Origin of the sequence: Paenibacillus sp. FSL L8-0663 (assembly GCF_038008125.1) — a bacterium.
Lineage (GTDB): Bacteria > Bacillota > Bacilli > Paenibacillales > Paenibacillaceae > Paenibacillus > Paenibacillus polymyxa_D.
Genome location: NZ_JBBOYM010000001.1, coordinates 1,109,025 through 1,132,290, shown reverse-complemented (window position 1 = coordinate 1,132,290; position 23,266 = coordinate 1,109,025). Strand labels below are relative to the sequence as shown.

General features: G+C 47.4%; 16 protein-coding genes and 2 pseudogenes. 6 read left to right on the top strand and 12 right to left on the bottom strand.

Annotated features, from left to right (window positions below):
• Nucleotides 1-35: 35 nt before the first annotated feature.
• From MKY75_RS05060 to MKY75_RS05020, 9 genes are all read right to left on the bottom strand, one after another.
• Nucleotides 36-1,559, bottom strand: a complete 1,524-nt coding sequence (locus MKY75_RS05060; RefSeq protein WP_340884517.1) for an Ig domain-containing protein — start codon at nt 1,557-1,559, stop codon at nt 36-38.
• A 68-nt stretch (nt 1,560-1,627) separates the two neighbouring features.
• Entirely contained in the window at nt 1,628-2,737 is a 1,110-nt protein-coding gene (locus tag MKY75_RS05055; protein ID WP_445671524.1) for a M24 family metallopeptidase, read from the bottom strand.
• Between the two features lie 73 nt (nt 2,738-2,810).
• Nucleotides 2,811-3,737: a carbohydrate ABC transporter permease gene (locus MKY75_RS05050; protein WP_340884515.1), complete on the bottom strand. Its 927-nt coding sequence runs from the start codon at nt 3,735-3,737 to the stop codon at nt 2,811-2,813.
• Nucleotides 3,734-4,639 (bottom strand): carbohydrate ABC transporter permease, encoded by a 906-nt coding sequence (locus MKY75_RS05045; protein WP_039269383.1) that lies wholly within the window; start codon nt 4,637-4,639, stop codon nt 3,734-3,736. The genes MKY75_RS05050 and MKY75_RS05045 overlap by 4 nt, the downstream gene beginning before the upstream one ends.
• A gap of 33 nt (nt 4,640-4,672) precedes the next feature.
• The gene (locus MKY75_RS05040) at nt 4,673-6,028 is read right to left on the bottom strand and encodes an ABC transporter substrate-binding protein (protein ID WP_340884514.1); all 1,356 of its coding nucleotides are present in this window, start codon (nt 6,026-6,028) and stop codon (nt 4,673-4,675) included.
• 123 nt (nt 6,029-6,151) lie between these two features.
• Nucleotides 6,152-7,744: a response regulator gene (locus tag MKY75_RS05035; RefSeq protein ID WP_340884512.1), complete on the bottom strand. Its 1,593-nt coding sequence runs from the start codon at nt 7,742-7,744 to the stop codon at nt 6,152-6,154.
• A gap of 16 nt (nt 7,745-7,760) precedes the next feature.
• Nucleotides 7,761-9,587 carry a sensor histidine kinase gene (locus tag MKY75_RS05030; protein ID WP_029514792.1) on the bottom strand — a complete coding sequence of 609 codons (1,827 nt, stop codon included), beginning with the start codon at nt 9,585-9,587 and terminating at the stop codon, nt 7,761-7,763.
• 13 nt (nt 9,588-9,600) lie between these two features.
• Nucleotides 9,601-10,899 carry an alpha-glucosidase/alpha-galactosidase gene (locus tag MKY75_RS05025; protein WP_340884509.1) on the bottom strand — a complete coding sequence of 433 codons (1,299 nt, stop codon included), beginning with the start codon at nt 10,897-10,899 and terminating at the stop codon, nt 9,601-9,603.
• 133 nt (nt 10,900-11,032) lie between these two features.
• The gene (locus tag MKY75_RS05020) at nt 11,033-15,058 is read right to left on the bottom strand and encodes a DUF5695 domain-containing protein (protein ID WP_340884507.1); all 4,026 of its coding nucleotides are present in this window, start codon (nt 15,056-15,058) and stop codon (nt 11,033-11,035) included.
• Nucleotides 15,059-15,583: 525 nt separating this feature from the next.
• Here MKY75_RS05020 and MKY75_RS05015 point away from each other — a divergent pair.
• From MKY75_RS05015 to MKY75_RS05005, 3 genes and pseudogenes are all read left to right on the top strand, one after another.
• Complete coding sequence (locus MKY75_RS05015; protein ID WP_029514787.1) at nt 15,584-15,985, top strand: VOC family protein; 402 nt, start codon at nt 15,584-15,586, stop codon at nt 15,983-15,985.
• 449 nt (nt 15,986-16,434) lie between these two features.
• Nucleotides 16,435-17,643, top strand: a complete 1,209-nt coding sequence (locus tag MKY75_RS05010; RefSeq protein WP_165150870.1) for an IS110 family transposase — start codon at nt 16,435-16,437, stop codon at nt 17,641-17,643.
• Nucleotides 17,644-17,843: 200 nt separating this feature from the next.
• Nucleotides 17,844-18,501: pseudogene (locus tag MKY75_RS05005) on the top strand (aldo/keto reductase).
• Between the two features lie 118 nt (nt 18,502-18,619).
• Here MKY75_RS05005 and MKY75_RS05000 read toward each other — a convergent pair.
• On the bottom strand, nt 18,620-19,300 hold the full coding sequence (locus MKY75_RS05000; RefSeq protein ID WP_165150858.1) for a TetR/AcrR family transcriptional regulator: 681 nt from the start codon (nt 19,298-19,300) through the stop codon (nt 18,620-18,622).
• 137 nt (nt 19,301-19,437) lie between these two features.
• Between MKY75_RS05000 and MKY75_RS04995 the strand changes: the two genes are divergently transcribed.
• Nucleotides 19,438-20,790, top strand: coding sequence for an MATE family efflux transporter (locus MKY75_RS04995; protein ID WP_165150857.1), 1,353 nt, complete (start codon nt 19,438-19,440; stop codon nt 20,788-20,790).
• A gap of 90 nt (nt 20,791-20,880) precedes the next feature.
• Here MKY75_RS04995 and MKY75_RS04990 read toward each other — a convergent pair whose 3' ends face one another.
• Together MKY75_RS04990 and MKY75_RS04985 are read right to left on the bottom strand one after the other, a co-directional pair.
• Nucleotides 20,881-21,033, bottom strand: a complete 153-nt coding sequence (locus MKY75_RS04990; RefSeq protein ID WP_161626959.1) for a hypothetical protein — start codon at nt 21,031-21,033, stop codon at nt 20,881-20,883.
• A gap of 673 nt (nt 21,034-21,706) precedes the next feature.
• On the bottom strand, nt 21,707-22,171 hold the full coding sequence (locus MKY75_RS04985; protein WP_340887064.1) for a phage tail protein: 465 nt from the start codon (nt 22,169-22,171) through the stop codon (nt 21,707-21,709).
• A gap of 461 nt (nt 22,172-22,632) precedes the next feature.
• On the opposite strand from MKY75_RS04985, the gene MKY75_RS04980 reads away from it, so the two are divergent.
• Nucleotides 22,633-23,118, top strand: coding sequence for a hypothetical protein (locus tag MKY75_RS04980; protein WP_203056004.1), 486 nt, complete (start codon nt 22,633-22,635; stop codon nt 23,116-23,118).
• Nucleotides 23,099-23,264 (top strand): annotated as a pseudogene (locus tag MKY75_RS04975) (IS110 family transposase); the annotation flags it as partial. The gene MKY75_RS04980 and the pseudogene MKY75_RS04975, both read left to right, overlap by 20 nt.
• Between the last annotated feature and the right edge of the window lie 2 nt (nt 23,265-23,266).

The window sequence follows — 23,266 nt, the reverse complement described above, 5'->3', positions numbered from 1 at the left end:
CCTTCGGCCGTTTTAATCTGCTTATGAGGTATTATTTACAGCTTGAGCGTAAAGGTTTGCGTCACAGGCTTGCTCAGCTCATCATAATCCCGCAGCTGTACAGTGAACGTATACGTCTTGTTGCCTGCTCCGCTGTCCGCTGTTCCGCTAATCGTTCCTGTAAAGCGATCCAGTGTGAGCCCTGCGGGCAGTTGACCGCCTGTCACCGTCCAATCGTAAAACGGAACGCCTCCTTTGGCCTCCAGCTTGGCCGTGTACGCTTTGCCTTTGACGGGTGCTGGCAATTGCTTCGTTATGATTTCTGGCGCGAGGAAAGGAGTCAGGTCCTTACGCAGCGGCCAGCCAGCTTTTTCTGCTACCAGTAGCGAAAGCTTCGTGTTCATCCAGCGCCGGGTCGGGAACAGATGGCGCCAGCCTCCATTTTGTCCGCTCAATCTGTCGACTTCTGCAAGCTCTCCGGAGAGATGATAGCTGTCATCCAATGCAGCTGGTCTGTGCTGATAAGCCAGAATATCCGGATCATTGCCCGCCGCTTCCTTCAATGCTTTGACACCCGGGAATGTGTCGCTGAACACAATCGCATGACCAAATTCATGCATGATCAGCCCATGCACATCCGTCACCATGGACAGATCGGATTGATACCATTCTTCATCGTCTACGGATGTGAATGGAATCGCATCATCATAGAAATCCAGTATCAAACTATAGGAACGGTTCAGGTTCCCCGGGACGGTCACACCGTTACGTGTATGATAATTGCCGTTCGTGGCTGGAAAGCCCGTAGAATACGGCCCGTTCAGCCCTCTCATAAACACCCACATGCCTTTGTAGGGCTTATCATTTGTCACCTGTATTTCATTTTGCCAGTCGTCTCCTGGCAGATGGTTTACCTCCGCTTTGGCAGGAACCTCATCGAAAGGAGCCAGATCAAAGAAATAGAACCAGTCCTTTACCGCCAGCTCTGCGGCTTTTTTGGTAGCTGCATCATTGAAATAAGGCTTGATCGTATCGAATCTGTAGTCAAAATGGAGAGGAACTGTGGGCTCTTTATTATCGTCCTGATCCAACACGCGAATCGGAATGGACTGAGTAGTCGTGTGACCATCATTTCTGGCAACGGACATAGACAGCGTATAGTTCTCTATTTCACCGTTTCCTCCAATCCGGTCAGGATGGATGGCTAGCCGAAAATCTTTTTCCTCCTGGGCATTGGCAAAAGTCAGCGTTTTGCTTGCACCTTGCGCCGACAGCGTACTTGGCAAATCCATCATCAGCCGGGACGTGCCCTGCGCATTTAACGTAACCGTTAACGGAAAAGCAGCATCCGCTGGCGGTTTTACTTTTAGCTTCACATACGGGTTGGCCAGATATCCTTGCCAATCAACCAGATCTATACCATAATCGTTTACCGTCCGACTAAAGATGTCGATGACTTTTACATCCGACTCCGCCTCCGCATAAGCCTGTTGACCCGGAATAACTGGTGCCAAAGCCACAATGAGAGAAGCCGCTAGCGCAGTCAGCCATATTTTGGTGTGTCTTTTATGCGTGTTCATTTGATTCCCTCCATCTCATTTTTGAATGACTTGCAAACGATGATAGTTACCTATAGCGCGACTGCGTTTTATAATAAAAGCAGCTCCTTAGGCGAAGAGGTCAGTACCTTGACACCGTCATCTGTGATCAGCACATCGTCCTCAATCCGAACCCCACCGAAGCCTGGAATATAAATGCCTGGTTCCACGGTAATGACATGACCCGGTACGAGCACCGACTTACTTTCGCGGGACAGCCGTACCTGCTCATGAATCTCGAGACCAAAACCGTGGCCCAGCCCGTGACCAAACTGCTCCCCATAGCCGTAAGAGGCAATCACATCCCGCCCCAGACTGTCTCCCTCCCGACCGCTTAAGCCGGGACGAAGTCCTGCAATCGTCTTCATATTTGCTTCCAGCACAATGGCATACAATTTCTCATGTCGTTCTGAGGGCTGGCCTACGAATACGGTACGCGTGATATCGGATAGGTAACCACGCACATTTGCGCCAAAATCCATCGTGACAAACTCGTTCTGTCCAATTTCTTTGTCACTGGCCAGTCCGTGCGGCAGCGCCGAACGCTCACCTGAAGCGACAATGAACGCAAAACCGCCTGATTCCGCGCCTGCGAGCCGAAGCTGATATTCCAGTTCCGCCGCAATCCGCCGCTCTGTGACCCCAGGCTGAATATAATTCAGCACCTCCGTAAAGGCAGCATCGGTAATACGCGTTGCCTCACTTATGGTCCGAATCTCTTCTTCGTCTTTCACATCGCGCAGCCGTTCAATTACATCCTCCGTTTGCACGTACTCCAACGAGCCCAGCGCGGCTTGAAGCTGTCCCGACTGTTGAAGTGAGACATGCCTGCTCTCCAAACCCAGTCTACGAACCCCCAACTTACTTGTGAGATCAGCGATGGTCTGGAAGATTTGCGCCTCATGCCGAATCACTGAATATTCCGTTGCCTGATCTGTTGCCTGCATCATATAGCGGAAATCCGTCACTAAAAAGGCCTCTTCCTGCGTAACAAGCGCAATTCCAGCAGAGCCTGTAAATCCGGTCATATATCTTAGATTGGGCCCATGTGTAATAAGCAGTGAATCTATCCCTAGAGCCGTGAATTTCGAGCGTAACCGGGCCAGTCTGCCAGGAACACCCTGTAACGGTTTTGTCTTTTGACCGTCTTCCTCTTTCACTCGTACGCCTCCTTATTCCACATCTCTTTTCAAGGCATATGCCTTAGAACACACCAGCGCGTCCTAACTTCCTTTAGCCTTTAATCCCTGTCAATGTGATGCCTTCGATAAAATAGCGTTGTCCGATAAAAAATATCAGGACGATCGGAGCCAAAATCGTGCTGGAAGCCGCCATCAGGTAAGGCCAGTTGGTATTGTTTAATCCCCGGAAAGTCGCTAGCCCCAGCGCTAGCGTAAAATGCTTTTCGTCACTTAAGTAAATAATCGGGCCCAAAAAATCGTTCCACACATCAATAAATGTAAATATTCCGATCACGATCAATGCAGGCGAAGATAAAGGAATAATGACACGCCAGAGTACAGTCAGAGGCGTACCTCCGTCCATATAAGCCGCTTCGTCTAGATCGCGCGGGATCGTCAGCATGAATTGTCGCATCAAGAAGATGTTAAACGCCCCTCCACCAAACCATGCAGGAACAATCAGTGGCAAAAATGTATTCAGCCCGCCCAGCTCACGCCACATCACGAAAGTGGGAATGAGCGTCACCGCGTAAGGCAACATCATCGACCCGATCAGCAGGGAAAAAATCAGATTACGTCCAGGCCAGCGCAGGCGGGCAAAGGTAAACGCCGACACAATTGAGGTCAACATCACTCCTGCCAGCACACACACCTCAATCATGAACGTATTCATAAAATACCTGCCGAACGGTACTGAAGTCAGCGCCTCCGGGTAATTGCTCCATTGAAAAGGAGAGGGTATCCACTCCGGCGGGAACACGAAAATTTGCGATGTCCCCATCAGAGAGCTGCGAATAAGCCATGCAAATGGCAACAGCATTAAAACACTACCTATAATTAAAACGATATACAGTACAACACGGCTGAGTGGGAAGGGTTTGGAATGGGTGGCGGTCGCAGGACTTCGGGAACGTTCAGGCTGTGGAAGCGGATGTTGTGGTGTTTCTGAAGAATTGACAGAAGAAGTGACCTGATTCATGAACGTTCCCCTCCTTCATAGTGGACCCACTTTTTGGATGTGGAGAAAATCAGAACCGTTAGCACCATGATGACGAAAAATAAGATCCAGGCCAGCGCTGAGGCGTAGCCGATTTTAGTCTCCGTAAAGGCCGTACGCCACAAGTAGAACACATAGAACAGCGTTGAATTATTCGGCCCCCCGTTGGTCATAACATATGCCTGATTGAAGGCCTGAAAGGTGCTGATTAAAGACATGACCAGATTGAAGAAAATGGTTGGTGTCATCGAAGGAATGGTAATGTGAAAAAATTTATGCCACCTATTGCCGCCGTCTACCTCAGCTGCTTCATACAGATGAGTGGGAACCGACTGAAGTCCCGCCAAAAAGATAATGACCGTGTTCCCGATCCCCCAGGTGCTCATCATGATCAGCGAGGGTATTGCAGTGCTCTCATCATAAATCCATTTGCTCCCCGGCAGTCCAACGCCCTCCAGCAGCGAATTTAACAGTCCAAAATCCGGGTTGAACATCCACAGCCACAGCATCGTGTTGGCAATACTCGGTACAATGGTAGGTAAATAATAAATCGTGCGGAACACCGACAAACCCTTCACCTTTTGATTTAATAACAGCGCAATGATAAAAGCCGCCGCCAAGCCTAGAGGTACGCTGCCCAGTGCATAATATGTGGTCACGAACATGGATTGGGAAAAGGTATTATCTTCAGTCAAAATGGTTCGGTAATTATCCAATCCAATAAAGGTCATCTGTCCGCCAATCGTCCAATCGGTTAAGCTGAATACGAACGAGGCCGCGATCGGTCCAATTGTAAAAATCATTAATCCGAGGATGGCAGGAAGCGCGAATAGCAGACCCCAGTTTCGCTCCATGCGCATCATTCCTGATTTTGGTCGCTTCATGGGCTGTTCTCCTTTCGCAGCTGTCCCGCCGCATTATTCATCCGGGTATACGCCTTGAAGCAATGGCTGAATGATAGGTTCCAGTTCATCCAGCGCCTGCTGCGGCGTCTTCTTGTTCGTCCAGATCAGATCCAGCCCCGGGGTCAGCTTGGAACCGATATCAGGCCAGTTGCGAAGGGTCGAAGTTGACGGCTTGATCGCATAATCTCTGGCATACTCAATGCCAGCCTTTTGAAATTCCGGTGGATGTGCGGCATTGTTCGTCCATGACTGGATAGCCTGCTCATCGGTATAGTATTTTTCCTCGATAGGCATCCAAAGACCGGACTTGAACAGATCCACCTTTTCGGGATTGTTATGGTATAAATAAAATTCGAGCGCTTCTTTTGGGTGCTTGGTGCTCTGGAAAATGACCGTGGCTCCCGCAACAATCATTGTTTTGGGCTCTTTTAGCTTCGGCAGAACGCCGATACTCCATTGCAGCTGCTTGTTGTTCGAAAAATCGAGCAGAGACCATGTTCCGTCTACCACCATCGCGACCTTCCTCGTCTGGAGACGAATTGTATTGGACGGCATGTCCTGCTGCTGGATCAAATCAGGAGAAACATGCTCCTTAAAAACCAGATCCTGCAGCTTCTGAAATACCTCTACCGATTCAGGACTGTTCAGGGTATACTTTTTGCCCGTTTTGTCGGTCAAACCTCCGCCGTTGCTCGCTAAGAGCGGCCCCCAGGAGCTACGATCATTGCCGAAGGCAAAGCCGTATTGCACAATATTTTTCGGATCAAATCCGCTGTCTCCCGGATGCTTGCCGTTCTGATCCTTGGTTAGCTTTTTGGCAATTTCCAGAAATTCTTCCCATGTCCATGCTTTTTGAGGATCAGCCGGAGGGACGGGTACCCCTGCTTCTGTAAACAACTCCTTGTTGTAAAATAACTGCATCACTTCCAATGCGGTGTAATTGCCGATCGACTTGCCGGATTCACTGTAGAGATAGGAGGATTTGAGCTTGTTTTTTAATTCGGGATATTCGCCATAATAAGAGGATAAATCCAGGAGTCTGCCTTCACTTGCCCATTTCATCGTGAGGGAATCGCCCAGGTAGGCGATATCAGGAAGCTGATTGGCAGCCATTAACGTATTAATTTTCGTCGTGTAGTCACCAGGGACATGCTCGCCCTTCACCCGGATGTTCGGGTGGGATGCATTAAAGCTTTGAATCATTTTTTCCATCGCCTGCTTCTCGTCATTGCTTCCCCAGTACATAAACTTGAGTTCGACCGCATTGGGATTAGCCGGTTCGCCAGCGTTACCACTGCAAGCCGTTAGCCCTGTCAACACCGCCGTCATCACGAGAGCCATCCATGTCCGTAACCTTCGTTTCAGCAAATCAACCGGCCCCTTCCTGAACTGGTTTCTCCTTACAAGCTTATTATGCGCCGAGAGCCCAGAGCCGACCACCCAACGACTCCAGACTCTCTTTGTTTTGGTATGATTTTTTTAACAGCGCGTTTACAAAAATGTTTTACGAAACTCCGTCGGGGTCAGTCCGGTGTGCTTTTTAAAGGCAATGCTAAAATAGTTCGTATCTGTGAATCCCACAAGCTCCGCTACCTCCGCCACCTTGCGATTCGGGTCCAGCAGCAGTTCTCGGGCTCGCTCAAAGCGAACACGCGTCTGGTAGTCGGCGAAGCTTTCACCTGTAACCTGTTTGAAACGGGTACTCAAATATTTGGGGCTCATATTCATGTACTCTGCCAGACGGTTCAGCCCACCATCCTCCTGAAGGTGCTCCCGAATCCATTCCTTGGCTCGTTGAAATTTGCGTGGAATGCCCTTCTCGCGTGATTCTCGGACATGTCGACCCACCCGGACAAAATAGCGCGATACATAATCAACCATCTCGGTCCCATGTCGTAATCGGGACAGCTCCAACAACGGGTCCTGCTCCTGCATGGACGTTTGTCCTACAGATTCATCACTCTGAACGATCCGCATGACGAACAACACGAGCTGAGTGACAATCATTTTCACCTGCTTGAATGGCAACCCTGCCAACTGTCCTGACCATTCCTGTAAAATTGCATGTACGGCAGCATCATTACCGGCTCGAATTTCCGTAATCATCAGCAGTTCCTTCTCCAGTAATTGACTGCTGTTCAGCTCGGCCGCCTGAATGCTCTCATAGGGGATGATCTGGCTATAGCCCACCCAACCCCGATGCTCCGCCGCTTGCACAGCTTCCTCATACGCTTCGGGAAGTTGCTCCATCCGTTGTACGGGACGGCTAATCCCGATGGACACGCCCTGGCTCAATTGTTCCTGCACGGTCTGCCGAATCTGCTGTGCCGTCCGCTCCGCCGCCCTGCAAGATGCCATCGCCAGCAGCACAACACGCCGATCGCGGGAAACCGCTGCACTGTGCGCCTTCGCCCCGGCTGCTGCCGCAGCCTCCCCAGCCAGTCCAGCGAATACATGGCTGTTTTTATGCATGGAACCGTGTAGCTTGCTAGTTGCGGTTGCTTCCTGCTGCGCCGCCTCCTCCAGCTCGCAACACAGCACAGTATAAGGCGGCCCACTCGTCTCACTGAAAAATCTCAGCCCGTCCATCTCCCGAATGACCTCGGCTGCAGGACGCCGCTGCTGGAGCAAATCCAGCAGCAGATGCTCCCTGTACAATGGCTCCAATGAACGATGGCGGTGAATCGCTTCCTCCTCGCTTCTTCGCCATTGCGCAATACGATCCTCAGCCCGGCCCAATGCCGCTTCGAAATCCTCGCTGGTCACCGGCTTGAGCAAATAATCGACCGCTTGAAGCGAGACTGCCTGACGAATATACGTCATAGATTCGTACCCTGTCAGGAATAATAACGGGGTCTGCTGATCCTTTTCCCGAATGGTTTTTGCTACGTCCAGTCCACTCATATCCGGTAAATTAATATCCAGTAAAACCATGTCCGGTCGCTGCTCCGTATACAAACGTAATGCCGTTGCGCCGTCTCCCGCCACATCACTGACTTCCACTGACAGGCCACTTTCCGCCACCATCAGCTTCAGTCCTTCCCGAATATGATATTCGTCGTCCACAATCAGCAGCCGGTACATGCCATCCTCCCCTTTCTTATTCAGTTCGAATGGGTGCCAGCAAGGTAACCGAAGTGTACTGACCCGGCTCGCTTGTCACGGACAGTCCATATTGCGGACCATAATGCCCAAGACGTTCATGTACGTTGCGCAGTCCAAAGCCAATAGCACTTCCCCGCTCGGCATCTAGCGACTTCCGAATATCGTCCAGACGCTCGGCTCCAATACCGCCCCCATCATCACTGACCGTCAAACGCAACATATCCCCTTCCCTTGTGCCGGATAACATGATATAGCCATGGTCGGTGCGCCCTTTTAAACCGTGGTAAATAGCATTTTCGACGAGCGGCTGGAGGATTAGTTTGGGTACATAAAATCCGCAAATATCCTCCTCTACCTCGCAAATCCACTCGAACGAATTCCTAAACCTGAACTGCTGCACCTTCACATAGGCGCTTACATGCTCAACTTCCTGTCCCAAACTGATTTGCTCTCGGCCATAACTTAGTGAAATGCGAAAACATTTACCGAAGGCACCGATTACCTCTGCCATATCCCGTTGCCCATTCGCCAATGCCATTCCCTTCAGTGACTCCAGCGTGTTGTACAAAAAATGCGGATTAATCTGCGCCTGAAGCGCGCGGAACTCAGCCTGCTTACGCGACAGCAACGCTTCGTAGACCTGATCGTACAGTTCATGATTTTTTTGCATCATATGAAGAAAACGCTCCCCGATCTGCCCTACCTCATCCTTAGGATTAAAAACAACGGAAGTAGGAGCTTCGAAAGCTTGGGCTGAGCCTGTAGCATTCACACTCCCATCGACCGCCATTAATCGGCTCAATTGAAGCAGGGGGCGACGAATCGTGTCACTCAGCCGATAAGACAGCATCCAGCCCAGCATCAGTGCAACCAGAAAAGTCCAGATGGTCCAGGCACCAATTTTCCGCGCATCCTCGAACAGCACAGACTGATCGACTTTTTGCAGCAGCGTCCATTGTCCTTCATTTAACGGGCCGTAAGAGATCATCGTTTGGCGACCGTTCCATGTTCTCCAGTCCTTCGTAAGCACTGGCCTATCCACAGCCGATTTAGCAATCTGCCGCAATAGCGCTTGATCCGCAACGCTTTGCTCCGGCAATCGGTATACAGGCTCGCCCTCCTGATCCAGCACCCACATCTGGGTATTGCCGTCTGTCTCATGAAAAGCAAGCCCCCGAAACAGACTAGCCTTGTCGATTTCCAGCAGCAAAAATCCGAGGGGTGCGTAATCTCCAGTCGTTTTTCGAAGTAGCTTCCCCACATAGATGCGATCCCTCGCCATCCCGCGTCCTGATTCAAACGGCGAATGAGCCATCCACATCATGGGCCGCTCGGCGAGCAGGCGGCGATAGTACACACGTGCTTCCTCTAATGTAGGAAGGCCGCCAAAACGGACCGAAACATTCCCCTGATAGAGAGAATGCTTGAGCCCGCCATTGGCGGCATATATGAGAGAGGACGTGATATACGGCTTGGTCTGGGTTTGCGTACGGACAACCATACTGAGTGTTTCATCGTTCCGTAAATATTCATAATCATCTTCCGGCTTGGTCTCCAGCATGGACTGCACATCAGGATTGCTGAGAATGGCATTGGTCAGGTCATTCAAATCGGAAAGCGTCGCATTGACGTAATTTTCACTCATTTGCCGAGACTGCATAGCTAATGCTTCTGATTTCTCACCGATGGAATGGGCCGCGATCCGGTAAAAGGTAAAGGTCAATACCACCATCGGAATGACGGTGAGTACCAGCGTCAGTACAATAAATTTCCCACGGATTGTAGGAATCCCGGCGAACTTTTGACGACCCCGGCCTCCCATTCATCTGTCTCCCTTACACATAGGGTGGGAGCCATTCCCCGTGCGCTGCGATCAGGTCATCACACAGAGAAACGATATCATCTATGGACAGCTCTGCGGACGTGTGCGGGTCCAACATAGCAGCATGATAAATGTGCTCCTTTTTCCCGGTGATTGCAGCTTCAATCGTTAACAGCTGGGTATTAATATTCGTCCGGTTCAGTGCAGCACATTGGGGTGGCAAATCCCCGACAAAGGTTGGCGTAACCCCGTTACGATTCACCAGACAAGGTACCTCTACACAGGCTTCCTTCGGCAGATTGGTAATTAAGCCTGTGTTCATCACATTGCCACCAATGGCAAAAGGCTGATTCGTTTCGATCGCCTCAAATATATAAGAGGCATACTCGTTTGACCGTTCATGACGCAAATCCTGATCGCCCAAAAGCTCCTCACGCATCGTTTCCCATCGTGCAATCTGGTTCACACAGCGGCGCGGGTATTCATCCAAAGGAATATTGAAGCGCTCGATCAGCTCAGGGTATGCCCGTTTGATAAAATACGGATGATATTCCGCATTATGCTCGGACGATTCTGTAATGTAATAGCCGAATTTTAGCATCATTTCAAAGCGTACCATATCATGATGCTTTTCCTGCTGTTTAGCGGCGGCTCGTTTTTTAATCTCAGGATATAAATCTACACCATCCTTGCTCACTTCGAGCAGCCACGCCATATGATTGATGCCTGCGATTTTTGCCTTTACACCTTCCTGCTCCAGCCCAAGGCTTTTGAACAGCTCCGGTATACACGCCTGCACGCTATGACACAGCCCTACCGTACGGACACCGCCATAAACGTTCATTACATTCGTCAGCACTGCCATCGGATTGGTGTAGTTGAGAAACCAAGCATCCGGGCACACCTCACGCACGTCTGCCGCAAAATCGAGCATTACCGGAATCGTGCGTAAATTGCGGAAAATGCCACCAATGCCGACCGTATCGGCAATCGTTTGGCGCAGACCGTATTTTTCGGGAATTTCAAAATCCGTAATTGTACACGGATCATAGCCACCCACCTGGATGGCATTTACCACATAAGTTGCTCCACGCAGTGCTTCCTTGCGGTCAGTGTAGGAGCGGATCACACAGGTGCTCCCTGTTGTTTTTTTCAAATTGGATAAAATATTTTCTGAATCTTTCAGCCTTACGGGGTCAATATCGAACAACGCTAGTTCAAAGCCCTGCAAAGCAGGCGTCAACATACAATCGCCAAGCACATTTTTAGCAAATACCGTACTGCCTGCACCCAGAAATGTAATCTTGCTCATACTTTTCCCCCATTCACATTTTGTTCGCAGCTTTGCACTCCAAATGCAAGGATACCCACCGCCACTCTCCCCTTTATAGGAGGAAAGTGACGATGGGAAAAATTAGTCATGACTATGCGTTGTTGCCGCCCATTCAGAATACCCCCGCTGATTTAGCGGAGCTGACAGGTCGAGGCGGTAAGGCAGATGTTACCGGGGATGTCGTAGTTGGCGGGGTTACTGAATTCTCCGGGCCAACCGGTGTTACCGATGGAACCGCAGCCCCTGCCTCAATCACGGTTACCTTCGCCATTGCCTTTAACTCTGTTCCTTCTACTTTGCCCTTCAACTCAAACGAACCTGGAGCAGCATATTGTGCAGGGTCTATACCCTCCCATTCCACAGCCACCCATTTAGTGGAGCCTTCGCCATACGTAGCTTCCACTACGCTTGGCAGTTCGGGTTTTTCACCCGTACGAGTCGTCACGTTTACTTCTTTTAAAGCCGTAATTTTCTCGACTCCCGTTAGGCTTTGTGCTGTACCGGAGACCAAACCTGCTACCTCAGAAGCATTCAAAGCACGGCTGTAGATCCGGAATTCATCCACCAGACCATTGAAATAAGGATCAGGGTACTGAGATTTGCCGATAAAATTATTTTTGGTCTGTCCCAGACTGGTAGGGTTCAGAGTCAGGTTGGTATTGCGTCCCACTTCTTTTCCATCCACGTACAAAATACCTGTGGAACCCGAGAGCGTGACCGCAACATGCTTCCATACGCCTGTCGGCAGTACTGGGCCTTCAATCGTCTGCTCCTGTCCCTGCCCGTTGCCTTGGTTGGTAATGGCAAACAGCATGGTATTTCCTGCTTTAGGCGTCAGGAACATATATTCATTCGTCCCGGAGCCGAAGTCAAAAATCCGTACATAATCGCTCAGGCTGTTCGCTTTGACCCAGCCGGAAACGGTCAATTGCTGTGCCCGACTGACAATACCCGCCGGAAGTTGCACATAGCTATCCTTGCCGTTCAGGCTAACAGCATTACCTGTTTTACCCGCAGCCCATGCAGCCGTTCCCTTCACGGCAGCATCATTGCCACTGTCCGATGAATCCGCAACTACAGAACCGCTGGTTTCATCAAACTTGTAAACTGCAATCTGTTCAAGTAACGGATCCGCCGGTTCAGCTACCACCGTTACTTTAGCCTCCGCTGACAACTGAGAATCGCTGGCTGTCAGCTTGAACACATACGTTCCCGGCTCGGAAACGTCCACCTTCGTGCGAAGCGATGTTTTGCTGCTGAATGTGACCTTCGCGTCCTGCGGTCCTTCAACCAGACTCCATTCGCTCGTCACCTTGCCTTGTGGAAGTCCATCATCCGTAGCTGTGCCTTTCAGAATGATCTGATCTGGCAGCTTCACCTTCGAATCTTTGCCAGCATCCACGGCAGGTGCTTTGTTTGGATCAGGTGTGGTCGGTGTCAGCTCTACCGTGTAGGAGGATGCTGTACCCATCTCCAATTTAAGCTTGTTGGAAGGCGCATATGCATTAAACTTCCCTTGTGATTGACCGCCTACTTTAACCAAATACGTTCCTTTCTTCAAACCGTCAAATGTAATGTACGTGGAATGAGCTTGGCCTGGCGTTTGATTTTTCAACTGAAGCCACACATAATCCTTGGAAGTTGCCAGCTTGGCTTCAGTATATTGGTCCTTTTCCAGCTCGATATACATCTTTTCCGTGATCAGATTGATTCGCTTAAACAGGCCATCCAGCGGCTTGATCGTATACACGTTGCCGCTTTTGCTCACCTCTGCACCGTAGCCCGTCAATCCGAAAATAGGATCAATCGCGATATCAGCACTTAATGTTTTGAGTGCACCGAACAATCCGAGATCAGCCTCACCGCTCATGCCGCGCCAGCCGTTAAAAAGCGGAACATTTTTACCGCCGCCAGTGCCGTTCGTGCCGTTATTACCTTTTTCCGCTTGATACGTCCATGCGACCGCCCCGATGTTCTCAGGGTCCGAGCTGATTTGTCCGGAGTTAATCGCTCCGACATTGGCAATTTTAGCTGCATAGGACAACCGTTGTTGTTCCTCACGGTGATTGTCCTCATGATGGCGAATCCAGTCATCCATCGCATATCCAGCGAGCGAAGTCGTGTACTGGAAGTTAAACCAGTTCTCCCCGGTAATCGTCACCGGATCGGTGTAGTAGTACCATACGGGCATGTGACCGCGTGCCGCACGGGTTTTGGCATTGATTTTACCCATCATTTCCAGGGCTTTACTTTGCTCGCCCTCTGTATCTATATTCTGCTTGGCTAACGTATATACAGCTTCTTCCCCTGTATTGTCATAGCTATATTCAGAACCATAAGGATACTTTGTATTTTTAAAATTGTTATATTTACGATCCATTTTTTCCTTAAGATCATTCGCTTCATCATCATAGCCTTCATCATGAAGTGCCTGAATAATATCCGGTGTGGTCAGTTCGCCCATCAAACCTGTTTCCCAGTTGTACGCGACTGGCCCTTCATACAATGCTTTGAAAATGTTATACGCCCGCAGCAAATACGTTTCCTTTGGATGCTTGTAAGTAACAAGATCCGGGTATTCCTTGGCAATCTTGTACATGCTGAAATACGTGTTGTATACATGCGGATAAGCATACCCTCGATAGGTCGGTGTATCGTTAGGCTCTGGCATCAAGAAATCATGAATTAAATAATCCTCATGATGTCCGTTCATCAGATTCGTCCAGATCGCCGTTTCCAAATAATCGTCTACGGCCCGCACCTCTTTAACGACCGGAGACAGTGTGTTTTTCTCAGCCAGGAACTGTCCGTGCGTCAGACCCCAATCGTCTCCCCAGCCCCAGTAGCCGTTGAAAATGTTCCGTTTGGATTTGGTATGCATCATCCAATCGTCAAATACCTTGTCGCGCAGATCACCCGGTACATTCCATTGGGTTTTGTCGACCATAAATGTAGCGTGCCGTTGCAGCGCTTGATCAATCGGCTCGATGGCATAAAATTGTAGAACCGTTTTGCTGCCATTGCCGTATTCTACCGTTATGAAATTCGGACCCAATTTAGTAAATTTCAATTCATAAATGTGGTGTCCTCCAGCCTTGCTATCCGTCTCTGGAATAACGGTTCCGTCGGGATAGGTTACTTTGCTGATCGCCTGCTTGGAGCGCAGGTCCACCTTCGCCTTTTGATTCGTAGGCACGATCATGCCGGGTACGACTGTTGTATCCACCAAGTTTTCTTGGTACAACGTATCTTTTACATCATGCTCGTCCTTCACAGCCAGAAACTTGAAGCCATAGTTTTTGCTTTGACCGGGATTCAGGATCAGGCTTGTATTGGGCAAATAGCCCCGGTTGGTGGACTTGATGACATTGGAATGAATATAAAATACATTCAGCCCTTCCAGCCATTTACCTTCATTGGCCGGATTCCAGGCCCATTTGCTGCCCGGATGCTCCTCATCCCGCCAGTGATCCTGATATTCAAAACCCGCACCTGTTGTCGAATCAGGAATCAGCAAAAGGGAAGAGCCAATGCCGCTGGGACGCCCAGCTGTAATATAGGAGCTGTTATTGCCGACAAAGGAATGCGTCACCACTCTAGTTTCGTAGATCGCATCACCATTAGTCCATTGCTCATTAAAAGGCAGAGGCAAACCGAAATCGCCAATCTCCAATTTTTTCCCACTTGTATTCTGTACCTGTATATTCCACAACACCGAACCATTCGACTCTGCCGAATACGTTTCGATGACTTTAAAATTGCGTATGCCTTCTGCATTAGTAGAGTTCTCGTACGTGACAGTGACACGGTTACCACTGATTGTGATCTTGCGTGCGTCTGCCGACTTGTTCGTCCATGCTTTCGTCCAGCTACCTCCATCCAATCGATACGTGAACATCAGCTCCCCTAGCCACTGATGATCTGCGGTGTTCTGCTCAGGTGTAACCGTTGCATTCATCACATATTCAGTCGGGAAAGCATCTCCTTTGATACGTATGGATGAGATTTCTCCATGCTCGCCTGTCTGAATCGTTAGCTTGTCATTGGTTAGTTCATGGGCCTCTGCCGTATGCACTCCAAACAACACAGACGCTGTGGTTAAAAATAAAAACGCCGCCAATATTCCCTTAAATTTCATCAACACGGCCTCCTTTTGGATTTCGGGGTCCTTATTTGCTTGCCAATCACCTGAAGTCTCTTCATTTCGCCGCAACCTCCTTGGAAATGTAAGCGATACAACTCTATTGTACAAATCCTTGTCCATTGGTAAAATCAACATTTTCAACCGATTTATATAGGATTTCAACCTTTCGAGACCACCACTTTAACATTGAACTATCGTTTCTCGTTAGTTCAATGTTTTAATTCTACTTTAGTCCCAAAAATTTAATTTCAGTAATTATATGTTTCGCGCTGAGGGTGCTTCTCTATAGACTGGATTACAAAACGCACTTCTACTTTGATGCGAAATCCATTTCTTGGCTAGATCGATACCTTGACGGAGACGATGCTGGAGCAGAGAAGTAAATAAGTTTACTAAGGAAACCGCAGAATGCATGACAGGAATGTCATACCTTGCAGTTTCTTTTATAAGATTCGCTTCTGCTGCCAGAAGTAGAGTATAGTAGGAGTAGTTGAAAAAATATTCCAGGAGGCTACAGCCATGTCACAGGATATCTGGATTAACCTGCCGGTCAAAGATGTTGAGAGGTCAACTGCCTTTTTCAATGAGATTGGATTCCATGCGGTGAGCGTTGGTAACGAGAGATCCAAGCTTGCCATAGGCCAAACAACGATTCTGCTGTTCCCGGATGCGGCGTTTGAGCAATTCACAGGTTCAAAAACCGCAGATACTTCCAATACCGCAGAAGTAATATTTTCCATTGGCGCTGAAAGCAGAGAAGAAGTAGATGCCTTTATTCAAAAAGTAGAGTTTGCCGGAGGAAACATCTTTGGCAAGCCGAGTGAAATTGACGGCTGGATGTACGGCGCAGGATTTGCCGACCTGGATGGTCACCGCTGGAACCTGCTGTACATGGATGAGAGCAAAATGCCGAAACGCTAATATGAAAACGCCGGTCACCTGCTTAAGGTGACCGGCGTTTTTTACACCCTTATAATCTCATATCAGTAATTCAAATCAAAATGGTTGCTTAGAAGGAAAAATTCGTGGGTTAAACTTATACAAATCACCTGGGTTAGCCCGTATTAATTTATTGGTCTTACATAAATAATCAATATTAACGCATATTTGAACTAACCTGCCCGTTCGTATTATGGGATCAACCAGTTCTTTCTGGTTGATCCTTTTTGCCTTTGCTTTGAGGATTAAGGTAGCCGGGTCGAACGCACCTGCCCGTGGGACTAGATTCCGAGAGCTATAATGTTCACCTCTACTTGTCATGACCATGATTGAGGCTGGTTGGGACAAAGATCCCGTATCACATGCGATGCTATGGAGCGACAAGAAGATTTATAGAGGCTGCCGGCAAATTTACATTAAGGAGAGGTCAGATGAATCCTGTTATCGGGTTAGATATTTCTAAAGGAGAAAGCCACGGACAGGCTTTTTTAGATCGTGGAAAACCATACAAAGGAACGTTTTATTTCGAGCATACGCGAGAAGGACTCGAGAAACTCCTTCAAACTATTCGTGATGTCGAGCATGCGGTTGGACTTCGTCCTACACTGATTCTCGAGGCAACTGGGCACTACCAAAGCCCTGTCGTTCAATTCCTAGAGGAACACCACTATTTATACATTGTTATTAATCCGCTCATTTCAAATCGCCTTAGAAAGTCCCATCTTCGCAAAGTAAAAACGGATGCTGCGGATGCTTATCTTTTGGGCGATCTTTACTACAGGGAAGAGTTTGAGCCTTTTAAGAAAAGGGGCGTGCAACTGCTTAATCTGCGTTATCTGACGCGGCAATATGAGACGTTATCAAAGATGTGCGTGCAAACAAAGCTGCAATTCCAGGCGGTTCTGGATCAGGTTTTCCCTGCATACAAGGGTGTTTTCGGAGCTATGTATTCGAACGTTTCTCTTCGTTTCTTAAGTGAGTTCTCAACATCATCTTCCGTTCTGCAAGCGGATGAGGAAACCCTTAAAATCTCAATCAGAGCTCTGCTTTCTTCAAAACGAGGTCGTTCAGAAGCTTGGATTAATGAACGAGTTCAAAGGCTGATGAATGCAGCAAAACAAAATCCCTTTCAACAAACGATGTACTCTAGCCATTTAATTAATTTAAAGATTCTGATCACCCTTATTCTTCAATACCAGGAGCATCTAGCTGATTTGGAACAGAATATAGATGCCCTGGCAAAAGAGATGAAAGAGTATGATTTGATTCAGTCGATTCCTGGTATTGGCCATAAAATTGCTGCAACAATTTTATCGGAAATTGGAGAAGTCGACCGATTTGATCATCCAAAGAAACTGGTCGCGTTTGCTGGCATTGACCCCAGTGTTTTTGCTTCAGGTAAGTTCACAGCAACTCGAAATCGGATCACCAAACGCGGTTCCCGGCAGCTTCGATATGCCCTAGTTATGGCCGTGCAGTGTGGGTTGATCCGTTCTCGTAACACTCGGATTAAAGATTTTTACGACCGCAAAAGAGCCGAAGGAAAGCCTCACAAAGTTGCTCTAGTGGCATGTGCAAATAAGCTGGTTCATTGGCTGTATGCCATTTTAAAAAGTAAGAAATCATTCCGTCTGACATAACAAAAAGTTAATGGTATAACCTTCCAACACAACTCGAATTGGAAGGTTGTTTGGCATGCTTATTTTTCACTATACCATAAGGTTTCTAATTATTTTGCTGGAAATGTTGACAAGCTATTAGCTGGTATAGTTGAACCCCGAATTAAATTAAGTTTTGCTTACATTCCGTAAAAGTATTTCCCTAATACTAAGGATTTTATATGCAAAAAGTAACTTTGAACAATGGGACTGAGATGCCTATACTCGGTTTTGGTGTTTATCAGATCCAAGATGCAAATGAATGTGAACAAAGTGTTTATGACGCTATTATGGCAGGCTATCGGCTGATTGATACCGCTGCCTCTTATCTAAATGAAGAAGCAGTTGGCAGAGCGATCAAACGTAGTGGCGTGGCAAGAGAGGAGTTATTTATCACTACGAAACTTTGGGTTCAGGATACTGGTTATGAGCGTACAAAAAAGGCATTTGAAAAATCACTGGAAAATGCACCCATTCAACCGGCAAATTGAACATGCAAAATTTACGAAAGAGAATAATGTTCAGATCGAATCCTGGGCGCCTTTTGCTGAAGGGAAAAACAACTTGTTCCAGCATGAAATATTGGTATCCATAGCTGAAAAGTATAATAAATCCGTTGCTCAGGTGGTTTTACGCTGGTTGGCACAAAGAGAAGTTGTTGTGATTCCAAAGTCTGTTCGTAAAGAGAGAATTATCGAAAACTTCGATATCTTTGACTTTGAGTTAAGCCAAGAGGATATGGAGTCGATTACTACGTTAGATACGAAACAGAGCCTGTTCTTTTCACATCGCGATCCTGACATGGTGAAATGGATCGGTACCCGTAAACTCGATATCTAACCCTCTTTCAAAAGATCACCCGTAGGTTTTGATTACGCCAAAAGAACCAACAATTTAGGGTAAACGTAAACCTAATTGAAACCGCCCATCCAATAACCGGATGGGTGGTTTTTACATACTACTTCTCCTGCTCCTTTATCACCTGCTCAATCCCCAACAGAATCAGCTTCAAGCCGAACTCAAACGCCCCGTCAGTTCCCATCAGATTGAACAGCCCGTTCGTGAACATCCTCCGAAACAGTCCCACATCCGTCTCGCTCATGGAGTCCAGAAGGCGAACCATCTCCTCACCCGGATGCGTTTTCTGGTCCTTAAAGATAGCGGAGACATTGCGCTCATGCTGATAATCGTCTAGAACGAAATAGAAGACATAGTTCACAAGCGTAGTAACCACTTGCATTTTCTGCTCTTGCTCAAGCGGCGTCGATTCCACACAGAGCAGCATACGGTTGGTGAACCGGATGATATCCGGTTCGTGGGGCAGCGTCATCATCATGAGCTGCGTGGAGCAGGGATATCGGCTGAGCACGTTCCGTACCGTTACCGCAAGCCCCGTCAGCTGCTCCTTCCATTCCCCCTCGGAGTGGAACTCTTCCAGAATCATTTTCGATACCTGGTTGGCCAGACGCTGGTAGAGATGCTGTTTGCTCTTGAAGTACCAGTACAGAGAGGGAGCCTGAATCCCTAACCTGTCGGCCAATCGTCTCATGCTTAATTTCTCGATGCCCTCCTCTCCAAGAAGCTCCCACGAGGTTTCCAAAATCTTATCCTCCGAAATCTGAGGTTGCTGCTTTTTCATGTCATCCGCCCTTTTATCTAACAGTGTAAGTTTATGCTTTACAGGTTCATTGGTTCATGATACCATCTAACACTGTAAGGCACAACCTAACAGTGTTAGACTGAAAGGCAAAATAAATAGAGAAAGTAGTGATCCGCATGGATGCAGAAAACCTCCATTACTTTGAAAAAGCACCGGTCGCAAAAGCCGTAGCTCACTTCGCTATACCCATGATGCTAGGCACGTCAATGAGTGTCATTTATTCCATCTTGAATGCCTATTTCCTTGGTACACTTCACAATACTGCCATGTTAACCGCACTCGCACTGACCCTGCCGTTATTCGCAATCATTATGGCGCTAGGCAATTTGATTGGCATGGGTAGCGGTACATTCATCTCCCGTTTGCTAGGAGAGAAAAAATATGATGAGGTAAAGCATGTGTCTTCATTTGCCTTTTACAGCAGTTTAGTTCTCGGTCTTATCGTGATGGCCGTGGGTCTCCCGTTGATCAATCCAATCGTTCATGGCCTGGGAGCAACGTCTGACTCCTTCGGATTCACGAAGGACTATGTCACGATTATGCTTATTGGCTCACCATTCGTCGTATTATTCTTCACACTGGAGAATATCGTGCGTTCGGAGGGCGCAGCAATCACGTCGATGATCGGTATGATTCTCAGTGTTGTTATAAATATTATTCTCGACGCGTTAGTCATCTTCGTGCTCCATTGGGATGTGATCGGCGTTGCGTCTGCTACGGTCATTTCTAACTTGGTTGCGAGTGCATTCTACGCCTTCCATATGGGATATAAGAGCCAATTCTTAACCGTCTCCGTAAAATGGTTCAAGGCTACCAAGGACATTCTGAGCAATGTATTCAAAATCGGAGTTCCCGTCTTTATTATGAGTATCTTTTTGGGTGCAATGTCGCTCATCTTTAACCATTTTCTTGTCGAATACGGGGATCGGGCCGTAGCGGCTTACGGAATTTCATCACGTTTATTGCAATTTCCTGAGTTTATTCTGATGGGCTTATGCGAGGGAGTCGTGCCGTTGATTGCCTTCTCTTTCACAGCGAATAAATTACGCATGAAGAATACCATTGGATTTACGATCAAAGTGATTGTGGCGTTAGCAGTCGTATTTGGCATCATCGTCTATTTGATTTCCGACCACTTAATTGGTTTATTTACAAATGACTCGCAATTAATTGGAATGGGCAGCTACATTCTACATGTGACGTTCCTATCCTTGTTCATTACAGGAATGACCACATTGTTTACCGGGATCTTCCAAGCATCAGCGCAAGGAACTGCCGCGTTTATTATGTCAATTATTCAAGGAATTACTCTGATTCCTGTGTTGTTTATCGCCAATCAAATGAACGGCTTCCACGGGGTGGTCTGGTCGCTTGTCATTGCGGATGCGGTCGCATTCCTTGTTGGTGCCATCATGTTGTATGTTTTGCGGACCAAATTGCAGCCAGAATTGGATAAGTTAGTACAGTAGAAAACATATAACACCCAAGAAGGCAGGATAGGACACTCCCCGACCCTGCCTTTTTTAGGTATATGGACGGGGAATAGGGCAATTGTCATTTTAAAAAGGAAAATGCCCCCTACCTACACGATCTTGCTTATTCAGCGCCCCCATCGCCACACTCATCGGAAAGTTCTTACCTCTGAAGATCATCGTTCCCAGCGCAAACTTCGAGACGAGCAAATCCGTGCCTCCTAATCCCTTATATTTCATTTTTCAACGCTACTGTATTAACCTGTACTGCCCGTTACTTCCATGAAAGAGGGAGCATTTGCCACGGCAGTGTGCTCCCTGTTCTAAATTCAAATATCGTTTCCCGTTAGTTGAATCATTTCTGTGATTGATCCACCTTGTAGATTCTTCTGGGATGGCGGCCTGTGCAACCTGCACTGATCCACGACCTCGAACAGTCTCACTACTTCAACAACTGATTGGAGACGAGACCGAGAATCGATCATGGGCCGCTTAATAAAGCACTTGAGAAAAGCGAAGCTAGACATGGACTAACAACAACATGTATGAAATAGAAGTTTGGATATTAAAACAAAATCAACACGAGTGCATACCACACTAAGTGTTGTTACCTTCATTCGCAGCAAACTATTCTGGCTAATCGTATTGTTAGGTCACTTCGCACAAGGAAATTTTTCATCTTCACTTATGGTATGGTTCACCGCGTTGGCTGAAAGGGCAAGTTCTCAAAAAAAATAGTCTCCTTATCAGAGACTACCCGCGATCTTCCTGTTTGATAATCATACGATAAGCGGTAGCTTTTCATCATTCTTTCAAAAAAGGCAATCCTTTTGCGGGATAGCCCTTTCTTTAATTTCACTTTTTTGCAAAGAGAATAAGGTGCTGGATTCCTCCATTTGCGCTTTTGCTTACTTTAATATTGTCCTTTAATTACAAAAAACGAACCCCGAATTGTTCCAGCTAGTTTAGACTTCTGCCTAGCAAACTTAAACTTCCCTTCTAGCTCCTTTGGTACCTCCATCCCCTCAGAAAGCTTAAAACCAACAGCCCGCTTTTTAGGGTCATCCACCGTACACATGACATTGATTGCAAGACCATCCTCATAAAAAACGTAGGTAAATCGGATATTTTCCACTTGAAAACGCGACGTTTCTAAAGGTTTAGCCGCAAACGCAATATCACGTTCTTCTCTCAAAATTCGGTTCACATAATCAAGGCTCTCCTGGCTTTCGCTAGCTGGTACAACCGTAAATTCATACTTGTACTTGTTCATAAAATAACGGGCTTCATTAGCACGTAAACCAGCAAGCGCTTCTGCTACAGGTGAAGACTCTAAACCAACCGTAGATACATCTTTAAAATCAACGAGATACGACATTTCCATTCCTCCTATTCTCTCTTTACGCCCTAACAGCTTCCGCATTTCACCAAAATCAAATTCATTTCTCAAGTTGTTGTAGAAACATCCTTATAGCCAGACTTCAAATTAATTCTCTTATCTACCACATAGTATACCAAAATTGATTCAAGAGAAGATTTTGAATGGCGAATTTGTTAGTTTGTTAAATAGTGTTCACATAGACTGGTATTCACAAACACCGCTTTAAATATTCGACCAGCGAGATAATACGATACTGCCTATAGTTCCTCGAGGTCGGGAAATTAAGGACTCAGAGTATGTCCTACCAAAAAACTCTCGGCCTGTGTCCTGTACTTCCATTAAGGAGGTTCAGATTCACAAGCCAAAGATATTTTCATTCATGATGGTGGCCGTTAGTCCATGTTTGTTTGGGAAAGACCCTCTGCACGGAAGGGGGCGTACCCGCATACATAAACCAAATGAGTACGATACCTATCTATCATGAATATATAGATGCATGGCTGAAGAATCATATCGTGCCTGTAATTGCGCTAAACTTTGTAACGGTTATACACGAGCGCCAAATGAAAAAAATCGCCGGGGACGACAAGTTGTTGCGGCAGATGATCGCGGCTATGGACGAAGGCTTTCGCATGTTAGAGGCCTTACGGTATCCGCTAACGCCGGCCGCGCAAGCATCACTAATCCGCAAACGATCGGCGTTGATGCGCCTTTTTACGAAAATTTATCATAGGATGCCGATCAGCCGACTGGTTGACGGATCCGTAGGGGAAATCGTAGCTTTGAGCCGTGTGTTTCACCTTTGGAAGGAACAGACACGGGTCCCTCCCCCCCCAACTGGGACGAGTTGGAAAAGCGTTTTGAAGCCAAGGTCAACCGTTCATAACTTTTACCCTAGGAGTAATCAACCGAGGATGATCCTAGTTCTACAAAGAAGACTTTGAGCATTATAAAACAAGGGGCGTTTAGTTGCTTGAATCTTTGAAACTTAACACGACAGCATAACACGTTTACCGGTCTATATATCCAAATTAAGCTGCAGTTCCAAACCGCATTGGATCAGATATCCCCTGAATACAAAGGTGTTTATCG